Annotated in this window: 8 protein-coding genes; all 8 read right to left on the reverse strand. The window is 57.7% G+C overall.

Features of this window, described 5'->3' with window-relative positions:
• Positions 1 to 161 precede the first annotated feature (161 nt).
• The 8 genes from yegS to G163CM_RS02780 all read right to left on the reverse strand — a co-directional run bounded on the left by yegS (position 162) and on the right by G163CM_RS02780 (position 13,910).
• A complete protein-coding gene (yegS, locus tag G163CM_RS02745; RefSeq protein WP_015963809.1) occupies positions 162 to 1,061 on the reverse strand; it encodes a lipid kinase YegS in 900 nt (299 codons plus the stop codon).
• A 265-nt stretch (positions 1,062 to 1,326) separates the two neighbouring features.
• Positions 1,327 to 2,688: a prephenate-dependent tRNA uridine(34) hydroxylase TrhP gene (gene trhP / locus G163CM_RS02750; RefSeq protein WP_015963810.1), complete on the reverse strand. Its 1,362-nt coding sequence runs from the start codon at positions 2,686 to 2,688 to the stop codon at positions 1,327 to 1,329.
• 208 nt (positions 2,689 to 2,896) lie between these two features.
• Positions 2,897 to 3,619, reverse strand: coding sequence for an envelope stress response regulator BaeR (gene baeR / locus G163CM_RS02755; RefSeq protein WP_015963811.1), 723 nt, complete (start codon positions 3,617 to 3,619; stop codon positions 2,897 to 2,899).
• Positions 3,616 to 5,043, reverse strand: a complete 1,428-nt coding sequence (gene baeS / locus G163CM_RS02760) for an envelope stress sensor histidine kinase BaeS (RefSeq protein WP_231826824.1) — start codon at positions 5,041 to 5,043, stop codon at positions 3,616 to 3,618. Before baeS ends, baeR begins: the two co-directional genes overlap by 4 nt.
• Positions 5,040 to 6,455 (reverse strand): MFS transporter, encoded by a 1,416-nt coding sequence (mdtD, locus tag G163CM_RS02765; protein WP_231826826.1) that lies wholly within the window; start codon positions 6,453 to 6,455, stop codon positions 5,040 to 5,042. Before mdtD ends, baeS begins: the two co-directional genes overlap by 4 nt.
• Position 6,456: 1 nt before the next feature.
• Positions 6,457 to 9,534, reverse strand: a complete 3,078-nt coding sequence (mdtC, locus tag G163CM_RS02770) for a multidrug efflux RND transporter permease subunit MdtC (protein ID WP_231826827.1) — start codon at positions 9,532 to 9,534, stop codon at positions 6,457 to 6,459.
• On the reverse strand, positions 9,535 to 12,657 hold the full coding sequence (locus tag G163CM_RS02775; RefSeq protein ID WP_231826828.1) for an MdtB/MuxB family multidrug efflux RND transporter permease subunit: 3,123 nt from the start codon (positions 12,655 to 12,657) through the stop codon (positions 9,535 to 9,537).
• Positions 12,657 to 13,910: an MdtA/MuxA family multidrug efflux RND transporter periplasmic adaptor subunit gene (locus G163CM_RS02780; protein ID WP_041686211.1), complete on the reverse strand. Its 1,254-nt coding sequence runs from the start codon at positions 13,908 to 13,910 to the stop codon at positions 12,657 to 12,659. The genes G163CM_RS02775 and G163CM_RS02780 overlap by 1 nt, the downstream gene beginning before the upstream one ends.
• Positions 13,911 to 14,147 lie beyond the last annotated feature (237 nt).

The raw sequence follows: 14,147 nt of genomic DNA on the forward strand, positions 1-14,147 counted from the left end.
TGCGCTTGCCCGGCCTACGGGGGAGTTGTTGTAGGCCGGATAAGGCGAAGCCGCCATCCGGCATTCGTGCGGTTTGTGCCGGGGGCGCTACGCTTGCCCGGCCTACGGGGGAGTTGTTGTAGGCCGGATAAGGCGAAGCCGCCATCCGGCATTCTTGCAGGCTAGCGCAATAGCTGACAATCTGGCGGCAGGCGCGCGCGGAGCGCATCCGATAAAATATCGATGCGAAACGTCTGCCCGCTAAGCGGCTCACCGTCAAGGTTAAAGGTCATCGAATGCGGCGAGGTGATTTCTATCCAGCCAGAGCGCCCGCGCACCAGGTGCGGGTTATCTTCCTGCTGTGTAATGGTGGTGAAAATGGCAGGCAGCAACTCTTCCCCGGTAATCACCAGTAAATCCAGCAGCCCGTCATTAATCAGCGCGTCAGGGCAGAGTGGCTGTCCGCCGCCTGCCTGACGCCCGTTGCCAATACCAATCACCAGCGCATCACCCTGCCAGTGGAAATTTTCACCACGAATTTCACAGCGGTCGGGTTTAAGGGTATCCATGCGCATTAACCCGTGAATCAAATACGATACCCCGCCCAGTGCCGCTTTCAGTTTTTCTGGGGTTTCGGTCGTAATACGCGTACCAAACCCCCCCGTCGCCATATTAATAAAGCAGGTTTTATCGTTCACGCGTGCAGTATCAATCGGCACATCGCGCCCGGAAATTGCCAGACGCAGGGCTTTCTCCAGATCCATGGGAATACCGACGCTGGTGGCGAAATCATTAGCGGTGCCGAGGGGCAGAATCCCCAACGCCGGGGCATTGGCGTCTTTCAACTCAATCAGCGCGGTAGCGATTTCATTAATGGTGCCGTCGCCGCCGCCGGAAATCACCGTCGCGACGCCAAGCTGCAGCGCTTCCTGGATATAGCGCGGCGCATCGCCTTTCTCCCAGGTGACGCGAACATGAAGTTCAGCGCCTTCTTTGCGCAGGGTATCAACCGCCTGACGCAACTGCGGATTATCCGTGCTCTTGCCATTGAGGATCAATAAGCTGGCGGGAAAGTTGGTCATCCTTTTTCCTCGTTAATCAACGTAATAAAAGTATATGGCAGAAAAAGTATAGCGGGATAAGAACGAACTGATTTTCAGAAAAGGCAGGGGGCAGATAAAAAATTAGCCTGCGTAAGGGAGATTACGCAGGCCAAGGAGGTGGTTCCTGGTACAGCTAGCATTTATGGGTTATGTTTTTCAGCGAAGCGATAATACCCGGAATAAACAATTAGGTATGTGATCCAATTCTAAGATTCTTCTCGCTTGCGAAATTACCCACTATGAACTACTTGCTGTGCGGGTTACGCGTCGATTCGCCGTTGAAGTTGCGCATCAGCAGCGCGTACTCCAGAGCGATATCTTCCGGCACCGGCAGCCAGACAATGTGGCCATCGCCCGGTGCGACCGGTTTATCGGCACCTTTGGCATCGACCATCTGCTCCAGCGTAAAATTGACGTTACCCTGCGGGGTCATCAGTTCCAGGCTATCACCAACGGCGAATTTATTTTTCACCGCCACTTCCGCCAGTGCGCCTTTGCGCTGGCCGGTAAATTCACCAACAAACTGCTGGCGTTCAGAAACGGAGAAACCGTATTCGTAATTCTGGTAATCATCATGCGTATGACGACGCAGGAAGCCTTCGGTGTACCCGCGATGCGCCAGCCCTTCCAGGGTTTCCAGCAGGCTGGTGTCGAACGGTTTACCCGCAGCGGCATCGTCGATGGCTTTACGGTAGACCTGCGCGGTACGTGCGCAGTAGTAATAAGATTTGGTACGGCCTTCGATTTTCAGCGAATGCACGCCCATTTGCGTCAGACGCTCAACGTGGGCGATGGCGCGCAGATCTTTCGAATTCATGATGTAAGTGCCGTGCTCGTCTTCGAAGGCGGTCATGTACTCGCCCGGACGCTGCGCTTCTTCAATCATAAACACTTTATCGGTTGGCTCGCCGATACCCAGCGTCGGCTCAACGTTCTGCACCGGAATTGGCTCGTATTTGTGAACGATGTTGCCGACCACATCTTCCTTGCCTTCCTGCACGTTATATTCCCAACGGCAGGCGTTGGTGCAGGTGCCCTGGTTCGGGTCGCGCTTGTTGATATAGCCGGAAAGCAGGCAACGACCAGAGTAGGCCATGCACAGTGCACCGTGAACGAAGATCTCAATCTCCATTTCCGGCACCTGGGTGCGAATTTCTTCGATCTCTTCCAGCGACAGTTCGCGGGAAAGAATGACGCGGGAAAGCCCCATCTGCTGCCAGAATTTCACCGTCGCCCAGTTCACGGCGTTCGCCTGCACGGAGAGGTGAATCTGCATATCCGGGAAATTCTCACGCACCAGCATGATAAGACCCGGATCGGACATAATCAGCGCATCCGGCCCCATATCCACCACCGGCTTCAGATCACGAATAAAGGTTTTCAGCTTGGCGTTATGCGGTGCGATATTCACCACCACATAGAATTTTTTACCGAGCGCATGGGCTTCGTTAATGCCGAGCTGCAAATTTTCGTGATTGAATTCGTTGTTGCGAACGCGCAGGGAGTAACGCGGTTGGCCCGCATAAACAGCATCCGCGCCATAAGCGAAAGCGTAACGCATATTTTTCAGCGTTCCCGCCGGGGAAAGGAGTTCCGGTTTAAACATGATTTTCTCGTTCTGATGACAGGTCAGATCCGCGTCACGGTGTGCGCGGCAGGGAGGGTTCCCATACTTTTAGGGCGGGCATTGTAGCGCTGCGGGGAGAAGGAGTAAACCTTACCCCTGTTGCCGGATGGCGGCGATGCCTTATCCGGCCTACAGGTGAGTGGCGCCAGAGCTGATAAGCACAGCGCCATCAGGCACTATGCGAGGATCATGCCATCCGGCACGCATCCGCTTCCCAGCGATATCCCACGCCATACACCGCGCGGATAAAAGACTGTTCAGCGTCGAGCGCTTCCAGCTTGCGGCGCAGGTTTTTGATATGGCTGTCGATGGTGCGGTCGGTGACCACGCGATAGTCGTCGTAAAGGTGGTTCAGCAGCTGTTCGCGCGAGAAGACTTTTCCCGGCTCCTGCGACAGGGTTTTCAGCAGGCGGAATTCTGCGGGGGTTAAGTCCAGCAGGCGATCGCGCCATGAGGCCTGAAAACGGTTTTCATCGACAATCAGCGGGCTTTGCGCGTCCAGCGCCTGCACATCGCGACGCGGCTTGCAGCGGCGCAGGATGGTTTTCACGCGCGCCACCACTTCACGCGGGCTGTAAGGTTTGCAGATGTAATCATCCGCACCGATTTCCAGCCCCAGCAGACGATCAATCTCTTCGATTTTGGCGGTGACCATCACGATAGGCACTTCTGAGAAGCGACGAATTTCGCGGCACAGCGTCAGGCCATCGGTACCCGGTAGCATGAGATCCAGCAGGATCAGATCCGGCGGCGTGTCGTGCACAAAAGGCAGAACCTGATCACCGTGGCTGATAAGCGTTGGCGCGTAGTTGGCCGCCAGCAGATAATCAATCAGCAATTGCCCGAGCTTGGGTTCGTCCTCGACAATCAAAATGCGCGGGGTGTTTTCGTCTATCGGTAACTCAGTCATAACTCTCTCGATGTGTCGCGATCCAGCGGTAACTCTACTTTAATGCTTACCCCGCCAAAAGGCGAATGGGCGGCATCAAGCTTTCCGCCGTGGGCGGTAACAATGTTTACGCAAATCGCCAGCCCCAGGCCGGAGCCGCCGCTGGCGCGGTTGCGCGATCCTTCAGTTCGGTAAAAACGCTCGCACAGCATGGCAAGCTGTTCATCGCTCACGCCCGGCCCGCTGTCGGCGAACTCAACTGCGACGTTTTGCAGCGTTTTTCTGGCGCGGATATGCACGTCACCGCCGCAGTCGGTGTAACGCAGGCTGTTTTCCAGCACGTTATTAAAAAGCTGCATCAGGCGGTCGCGATCGCCGAAGACCATTGCGCTATCGGGTAATGAAAGATGCAGCGTTAAGCCGCGGCTGGCCAAACGTTCGCGGAAAGCGCCAGCGGCAATTTCCAGCAGGGAAACGAGGTCAACCGGCGCTTTTTGATAAGCCAGCGCGCCTTCGTCGGACATCGAAAGCTGATGCAGATCGTTCACCAGTTTGGTCAGCGTGGCGACTTCCGCCTGCAACGATGCGACCGATTCCGGGGTGAACTTACGCACGCCATCCTGAATCGCTTCCAGCTCGCCGCGCAGCACTGCCAGCGGGGTTCGCAATTCATGAGAGATATCGGCCATAAAATCGCGGCGCATCTGCTGATTGCGGTCGAGCGTGCTGGCGAGCTGGTTGAAGTCCTGCGCCAGCCTGCCGAGTTCATCGCTGCCGCGCGCGTCAACGCGCGTCGAGAAATCGCCCGCCGCCAGTTTATGCGTGCCTTCCACCAGCCGTTTCACCGGAGCCAGTAAACCACGCGCCAGCGGGAAGGTCGCCAGGGCGGCGAGTAGCGTCGAGAGCGCGACAATCAGCCAACTGGTGCGGCGCTGCTGCTCGTCGAAATTAATATCCGTATTACGCGTCAGGCGCTCCACTGGCGAGGCGATAACCGCACCGACTTCCAGCCCATTGACAACAATCGCGCGGCGGGTGCCGTCCGGCGGAACCGGCTCGCGTGGGCCTACCAGAACGCGCTCGCGCTGATCGACCACCCAAAACTGCGTGCGCCAGCCGTGCGGTGGCATGGATGGCCCCGGTGGCCCTGGCGGGCCCGGTGGGCGATGCTCGTCATTATTATCATGCTCGAACGAGCGCAAAATCTGGAAGATAAAGCGATCGTTATTACGCAGAAAACGCCAGTTACCGTGCTGCGCGTACTGCTCCGCCAGCGCGTCACTCAGCAGTTCAAGGCGCTGCTCGTTGCCGTGCTTAATGTAATCAATAAACCCGCGTTCAAAACTGACGCGAACCGCCCAGTGCATCGTGATTAACAGCACGATGCAGGTGGCGAAGATGGCGAGGAAAAGTTTTCCGGTGATCCCCGGACGCCATAGTTTCACTGTTCACTCCTTTTTCGTCGGGCGATAACCACGTTTTTGGTGACGTCGTCAGGTACGCGGGCAAAAATCAGGGCGGGCAGGGCGATAATCAGCGCCATGCACAGATAGGTGTACATAAAGACCTGGTGCGTGGCGGTGCTGTCGGCGGCAACGTGCTGCTGGCCGAACATCCCCAGCAGTAAGCCCGCTACGGTAACGCCAATACTCATCGAGAGCTGCATGATCATCGACAGCAGGCTATTGCCGCTGCTGGCGTGTTCATCGGGTAAATCTTTCAGCGTCAGCGTGTTCATCGACGAGAAGCGGCTGGAGTTGACCATCCCCTGAATAAACAGCACCAGCGGCAGCGCGTAATACCAGCCCGCCAGCGCTGTCGCCATAAACAACAGGCTGACCAGCGCGAGGCCAATGGTGGTGGTGACCAGCACATGGCGATAGCCAAAACGGTTAACCACCTGCACCACAATACGTTTCATCCCCATGCTGCCGAGCACCATCGGGATCATCATCAGCCCGGCGTGAAATGGCGAAAATCCAAGACCAATCTGCAAAAAGACCGGCGTCATAAAGGGCAGCATGCCGCTACCAATACGCCCGGCGAAACTGCCCGCCAGGCCGAGCGAAAACGTCGGCGTGCGAAAAAGCTTCAGGCTAAACAGCGCGTTGTCGTTGCCTTTGGCGTGCCAGAGATAAAACAGAATCGAGGCGACGCCGACGGCGACCAGAATCCCCAGCGTCAGACTTGAGATGCCAAGGCCTTTCTGCCCATCGAGTGCCAGCGTCAGCACCGCCATGCCCAGCGCCAGCACGATAAATCCGCTCAGGTCAAAGCGGCGGGTTTGTAGCGTGTAGTTGGGCATCAGCATCAGGGTGGCGATGCCGCCGATAATGCCGACCGGAATGTTTATCAGGAAGATCCAGTGCCAGGAGGCGTATTCCACCAGCACGCCGCCGAGCGCCGGGCCCAGCAGCGGTCCAACCTGGCCGGGCAGAGTGACGAAAGTCATCGCCGCCATATACTGCGAGCGAGGGACGATTTTCATCACCGTCAGCCTTCCTACGGGCACCATCATCGCGCCGCCTACGCCCTGTAATACGCGCGCCATCACCAGCTCATTGAGCGTGCCCGCCAGCGAGCAAAACAGCGACCCGGCGGTGAACAGCACAATGGCGGTGAAGAAGATATTGCGCACGCCCACTCTGTCCGCCAGCCAGCCGGAGGCGGGAAGCATCACCGCGACGGTCAGCACGTAAGAGACCACCACCATATGCATATGCAGCGGGCTCTCTCCAAGACTTGCCGCCATAGAGGGGAGGGCGGTGTTGACGATAGTGGTGTCCAGCGACTGCATAAAGAAGCCGAACGCCACTATCCACAGTTGCCAGCGCACGCTGGCCGGGAGTTCTGTCATTTTACTCGGTTACCGATTGTCGGGATTTACGCGAAAAACGCAGGCGCAGACGATCGAAGAACAGATAAACCACCGGGGTGGTGTACAGCGTCAGCAACTGGCTGACCACCAGGCCACCAACAATGGTGATCCCCAGCGGCTGACGCAGTTCCGAGCCGTCACCGCTGGAAATCACCAGCGGTAAGGCGCCAAACAGCGCCGCCAGGGTAGTCATCATAATCGGGCGAAAACGCAGCAGACAGGCCTGGAAAATCGCTTCTTCAGGCGACAGATTGCCGTTTCGCTGCGCCTCCAGCGCAAAATCGACCATCATAATGGCGTTTTTCTTCACGATGCCAATTAATAGCATGATCCCAATAAGCGCGATTAGGCTGAATGGGGCATTGAACAGCTCCAGCGCCAGCAGAGCCCCGACGCCCGCCGACGGTAACGTGGAGAGAATAGTCAGTGGATGAACATAGCTCTCGTACAGCATACCCAGCACGATGTAGACGGTGGCGATGGCGGCGATAATCAAAATTATCTGCGAGTTCATCGTCTCCTGGAACACTTGTGCGGTACCGGCGAACGAGCCGCGTACCGTAGACGGCACGCCAAGCTGAGTCATCGCGCGGTCAATCGCTTCGCTCGCTTCCGACAACGATTTCCCGGTTGGCAGGTTAAATGACACCGTCGACGCCGCCGATAATCCCTGATGGTTCACCGACAGCGGTGCGTTAGCCGGCTGCCATTTGGCGAAGTAGGAAAGCGGAATCGCTTTGCCTTCGTTGTTAATGACGAACATTTTGTCCAGCGCGCTAACGTCCTGGGTGTAGACCGGATCCACTTCCATCACCACCTTATACTGGTTAAGCGGTTGATAGATGGTCGAAATCTGCCGCTGACCAAAGGCGTTGTTCAACAGACTGTTGGCCGTCTGAACGCTGATACCGAGGCGCGACATGGTTTCCCGGTCATAAATCAGATCCATCTCGGCACCGTTATCTTCCTGATCCGAGTTCACGTCCGCCAGTTCCGGTAAGGCGGCCAGCGCTTTACGAATTTTCGGTTCCCACTCGCGCAGGGCGCTCAGGTCGTCAGAGAGTAGCGTGTACTGATAGCTGGCGTTGGACTGACGCCCGCCGACGCGGATATCCTGCACCGCCATCAGAAACAGGTTAGCGCCTGGCTCTTTCGCCAGCTTCTTACGCAGGCGGTCGATCACCTGCTGGGCTGAATCATGCCGTTCACCGCGTGATTTCAGGGTGATAAACATCATCCCGCTGTTCACCCGCGAGCCGCCGGTAAAGCCGGTCACGTTATCTACCGCCGGATCTTCACGGATGATCTTCATGAAGTCCTGCAATTTTCCGCGCATCGCCTGGAAAGAGATGCTCTGGTCAGCCTGAATGCCGCCCATCAGCACGCCGGTATCCTGCTCCGGGAAGAAGGTTTTCGGAATGGCAATATAGAGCCAGACGTTCAGCGCAACGGTGGCGAGGAAAACCAGACCAACCATCCGCGAGTGTTTCAGCACCCAATGCAGGGACTTGCCGTAGCCCTGTTGCAGGCCAACCAGTAAACGCCCGAGACCTTTTTTGCGGGTGGGGGTATGGGCGGGCTGGCGCTTGAGCATCCAGCCACACATCATCGGCGTTAAGGTCAGCGACACGGCCAGCGAAATACCAATCGCCACCGACAGCGTTACCGCAAATTCACGCAGCAAGCGGCCCGGCAGCCCGTCCATCAGCAACAGCGGCAGGAATACTGCCACCAGCGACACGCTCATCGACAGCACCGTAAACCCGACTTCCCGGCTCCCCTGAAGGGCGGCCTGCATCGGTTTCATTCCGGTTTCGATATGGCGCGAGATGTTTTCCAGCACCACAATGGCATCATCTACCACGAATCCGGTGGCGATAGTGAGCGCCATCAACGACAGGTTATTCAGGCTGAAGCCGCACAAATACATCGCGGCGAAGGTGCCGATCAGCGAGACAGGAACGGCGACGGCGGGGATCAGCGTCGCGCGACCGGATCGCAGGAACAGGAATACCACCAGGATCACCAGCGCGACGGAAATCACCAGCGTCTGCTCGACCTCCTCGAGAGAGGCGCGAATCGTTGGCGAGCGATCCTGCGCGATTTGCAAATCAATCGCTGCCGGAATGGTCTGCTGAAGCTCCGGTAGTTCGGCGCGGATGGCGTCCACCGTTTCGATAATGTTGGCTTCCGGCAGTTTGCGGATCATCAACAAAATCGCCGGTTTGGCGTTGGTCATCCCGGCGTTACGCACGTCCTGCACCGAGTCTGTCACCGTCGCGACATCGCCCAGGCGCACCGCCGCACCGTTGTTGTAATGGATGATTAACGGCTGGTATTCCGCTGCCGTCTTCAGTTCGTCGTTGGTCTGAATCTGCCAGCGATGGGCGTTATCTTCCAGCGCCCCCTGCGGCTTACGCACGTTGGCATTGCTGATGGCGGTACGCACATCGTCCAGCGACACGCCCTGATTAAACAGCGCCTGCGGGTTCAGCCCCACGCGTACGGCGGGCAGTGAACTGCCGCCGACGTCGACATCACCCACGCCGTCAATCTGCGCGATGCTTTGCGCCAGCTGCGTCGAGGCGAAATCATACAGCTCACCCTGGGAGTAAGTATCCGAGGTCAGCGTCAGGATCATGATCGGCGCATCGGACGGGTTGGCTTTGCGATAGGTCGGACGGCTGGGCATGCCGCTTGGCAACAGGCTTTGCGCGGCATTGATCGCGGCCTGCACATCGCGCGCGGCGCCATTGATATCGCGGTCAAAATTAAACTGCAAAATGATGCGCGTACTGCCGAGCGAGCTGCTGGAGGTCATTTCGCTGACCCCAGCAATGCGCCCGAGCGAACGCTCCAGCGGCGTGGCGACCGACGACGCCATGGTTTCCGGTGATGCGCCAGGCAGCGAGGCGCTGACCATAATGACCGGGAAATCAACCTGCGGCAGCGGGGCCACCGGCAGCAGCCGGAAGCCCAGTACGCCGCAGAGGGTGATGGCGATAGAGATTAAAATCGTCGCCACCGGGCGGTAAATGAAGAGAGCAAAAAACTTCATTTACGCCTCCTCCTCATGTCGCGGGAAGCGTTTTTTCAGATGCAGCGCCAGGCGGTCAAACAGCAGATAAATGACCGGCGTGGTGAACAGCGTCAGCACCTGGCTGACCAGCAGGCCGCCCACCATGCCAATCCCTAACGGGCGACGCAGTTCCGCGCCGACGCCGGTACTCAGCATCAGCGGCAGCGCGCCGAGCAGTGCGGCGAGCGTGGTCATCAGAATCGGACGGAAACGCAGCAGACACGCCTGATAAATCGCTTCATGCGGCGGCATGCCCTGTTCACGCTCTGCCGCCAGCGCGAAGTCGATCATCATGATGGCGTTTTTCTTCACGATCCCGATGAGCAAAATGATGCCGATAATGGCGATCACATCCAGTTCGCTGCCGGCAATCATCAGCGCCAGTAACGCCCCTACGCCTGCGGTCGGCAGGGTAGAGAGGATGGTAATCGGGTGAATAAAGCTTTCATACAGTACGCCGAGCACGATGTACATCGCCACGACCGCGGCGACGACCAGCCAGACGGTGCTGCTGAGCGCCGACTGGAAGGCCAGTGAACTGCCCTGGAATTCGGTACGAATATCTGTCGGGAAACTGAGCGTCTTCTCAGCGTTCATAATCGCATCGACCGCATCGCCCAATGAATAGTCGCCCGCCACGTTGAACGAAATGGTGGTCACCGGGAACTGGTCCAGATGGTTGATGGAGAGCGGGGCAAAACGCTGCTCGACTTTGGCGATGGCTGTTAAAGGCACCACACCGCCGTCGCTGCTGGTCAGACGCACGTTATCCAGCGCCGCGAGCCCAGGCGTGGCTTGTGTGTCATGCTCCAGCACTACGCGGTACTGGTTGGCCTGGGTATAAATAGTGGAAATAAGGCGTTGGCCGAAGGCGTTATACAGCGCGTTGTCCACGTCCGCCATGGAAATCCCCAAACGGCTGGCGCTATCGCGATCGACGTTAACGTAAGCCACCAGCCCCTGATCCTGCCAGTCACTGCTGACGTCCGAAAGCTGCGGCAGGGTTTGTAGTTGCGTAACCAACTGCGGTACCCACAGGCTCAGCGCATCGAGCGAATTCGCCTGAAGCGTGAACTGGTATTGCGTGCGGCTCACGGTGGTATCGATAGTGAGATCTTGTGTCGGTTGCAGGTAAAGCGAAATACCCGGCACACGATCGACGTTCTGTTGCAGGCGCTTAATCACTTTCTGCACGCGGTCGTCGCGCTCATCCAGCGGCTTCAGGTTGATTTGCAAACGCGCGCTATTCAGCGCCGGGTTAGTGCCGTCCACACCGACGTATGACGTCAGGCTTTCAACCGCCGGGTCCTTCAGAATGATTTCAGAAACCTGCTGCTGGCGCTGCGCCATGCTGGCAAAAGACGCCGACTGCGGAGCCTGTAACGTGCCCTGAATAATGCCGTTGTCCTGAATCGGGAAGAAGCCTTTCGGAATAACCACCCACAGAATAATCGACAAGGCGAGGGTGCCCAGCGCCACGCTAAGCGTCAGCCACGGATGCTTCAGGACGCGGGCCAGCATATGGCCGTAACCCGCAATGACGCGGTCAAAGAAACGTTCGCTGGCGCGGGAAAAACGGTTCTGTTTGCGCAGTGATTCATGGCTAAGCATGCGCGCGCACATCATCGGCGTTAGGGTCAGTGAAACCACGGCGGAAATCAGTATCGCCACCGCCAGCGTCACCGCAAATTCGCGGAACAGACGACCGACAATATCGCCCATAAACAGCAGTGGGATCAGCACCGCAATCAGCGAGAAGGTGAGGGAGATAATGGTGAAGCCGATTTCACCCGCGCCTTTCAGGGCCGCCGTCAGCGGTTTTTCGCCTTTCTCGATATAGCGCGAGATGTTTTCGATGACCACAATGGCGTCATCGACCACGAAACCGGTGGCGATGGTGAGCGCCATCAGCGTCAGGTTATTGATGGAAAAATCAAGGAACACCATCACCGCAAAGGTGCCAATCAACGACAGCGGTACCGCCACGCCGGGAATGATGGTCGCCGGAATATTACGCAGGAACAGGTAGATGATCATCACCACCAGTGCGATGGCGAGCATCAGTTCAAACTGAGTATCGGTGACCGATGCGCGGATATTGGTGGTGCGATCGGACAACACCTCAACTTTTACTGATTTCGGCAGGCTTTCGGTGAGCTGCGGCAGCATCTGACGAATGCTGTCGGCGGTGGCAATAATGTTCGCACCCGGCTGACGCTGGACGTTCATCACAATCGCGTGTTGATTGTTAGCCCACGCGCCAAGCCAGGTGTTTTCCGCACCCTGCTCAATGGTAGCGACATCGCCCAAACGCACTGGGGAGCCGTTCTGATAAGCGATAATCAGCTTGCGATACTCTTCCGCTGACTGCATCTGGTCGTTCGCGGATAACGTTACCGCGCGGGTCGGGCCATCGAGGCTCCCTTTGGCCGAGTTGACGTTCGCGCTGGTGATTGCGGTGCGTACGGTTTCACTGGTTAACCCCAATGCCGCAATGGCCTGTGCATTCAGCTTCACGCGCACGGCAGGGCGCTGCCCACCCGCCAGCGTCACCAGCCCGACGCCGGAAACCTGGGAAATTTTCTGCGCCACGCGCGTTTCCACCATGTCTTCCACCTGGGTCATTGGCATGGCGGAAGAGGTGACGGCGAGCGTCATAATCGGCGGATCCGCCGGGTTCACTTTGCTGTAGACCGGCGGGTTAGGCAGGTCATCCGGCAGCAGGTTCGTGGCGGCATTGATGGCGGCCTGCACCTCCTGCTCGGCAACATCCAGCGGTAACGTTAACTGGAACTGAAGGGTAACCACTGACGCCCCGCCTGAACTCTGGGAGGACATCTGTTTCAGGCCGGACATCTGGCCAAACTGGCGCTCCAGCGGGGCGGTGACGGCGGAGGTCATCACGTCCGGGCTGGCACCAGGGTAGAGCGTGACCACCTGAATGGTGGGGTAATCTACTTCCGGCAAGGCGGAGACAGGCAGGAAGCGATAGCCGATGATCCCGGCAATCAGGATCGCCACCATCAACAGAGTGGTGGCGACCGGGCGCATGATAAACAGGCGGGATGGGCCGCCTGTGTTGCTCGGCGGTAAAACTTGCATCAGGAGCGCGCTCCTTTATGACCCGCGGCAGTCGCGGGTTCAGCGGCTTTTGCATCGTTGGCAGCGCTGTGCGCTTCCACCACTTCAACTTTCGCGCCTTCAGTCAGACGGTCAATACCGTCCGTCACCACGCGATCGCCTGCGGAGAGCCCGGCGCTGATCACCACTTTCTGGCTGTCCTGAATACCTGGAACCACGGTGTGCTTGCTGACTTTATTTTCGCTGTTCAGTACCCAAACGAAGTGTCCATCATTGCCCATTTGCAGGGCCGCAGCCGGGATCACCACTGCATCCTGTTGGGTATCCACCAGCATCCGGGCATTCACGAACTGATTCGGGAAGAGGGCGTCATCCTGGTTGTTGAAACGCGCTTTCAGCTTGATGGTGCCAGTGGTGGCGTCAATCTGGTTATCGAGGCTCAGCAGCACGCCGTCGCTCAGTTTCTGTTTGTTGGTGCGATCCCACGCTTCAACGGTCAGTGGCTTACCGGATTTCTGCGCATTTACCACAGTGGCAATGTCATTCTCCGGCAGGGTGAACACCAGGTCGATAGGATGGGTTTGGGTCAGCACCACAATGCCGGTGGTATCGCCGCTGGAAATCTGGTTGCCGATATCCACCTGCTTCAGACCCACGCGACCATCGACCGGCGCGGTGATACGGCTCCAGTCGAGCTGGAGCTGCGCGCTGGCAACGGCGGCTTCATCAGCCTTGATGGTACCCTGCGTTTCGCTGACCAGCGACTGTTGGGTATCCAGTTCCTGGCGCGAAACCAGATTGGTTTTCACCAGTTGTTGATAGCGGGCGAGATCGCGACGGGCGTTCGCCAGCGTTGCTTTGTCTTTCGCCAGTTGCCCCTGCGCCTGAGCGAGAGCCACTTTAAACTGGCTCGGATCGATTTCCGCCAGCAGATCGCCTGCTTTTACCTGTTGACCTTCCTGAAAGTGCAGCGCCATCAACTGACCGTCCACGCGGCTGCGCACCGTTACGGTGTTGGCGGCGGTAATGGTGCCTAATCCGCTTAAATAACGCGGTACGGCTTCCTGGGTGGCGGTTGCGGCCTGAACTGGCGCAAGCGTTGCGCCGAAGCGGCCACCATGACGTCCGCCACTCGCCGGGCGCTCTCCCTGAGCGGCGGCTGCCGGGCCTGCGGATTCTGGTGTGCGATTCATCAGCCAGTAGCCTGTCACTGCTCCGGCCACAATCAGCAATGCCAGCACAACCAGCCAGCGGGATTTGTTACTGCCTTTCATTTTAATGAGTTTCTCGTCCTGAACCATTTCGCGGAATGATACTAGTTTAGTTACCGGATGGTCGGAAAAAATGGAGGAAATATGAAACACGGGGACGAATCGTCCGAATCATGAACGCTTTGCGAGGCCGCTCGGGGAATTGACACGCAGGCAGCACAGCAGAGGTGGGCTGCGTTAGAGTGCATCCAGAATCGCTGCATTGCAGAAAAGGTGTTCAGCAGGGGGCTGAAAAGGGAA

The organism is Pseudocitrobacter corydidari (genome assembly GCF_021172065.1).
Classification (GTDB): Bacteria; Pseudomonadota; Gammaproteobacteria; order Enterobacterales; family Enterobacteriaceae; genus Pseudocitrobacter; species Pseudocitrobacter corydidari.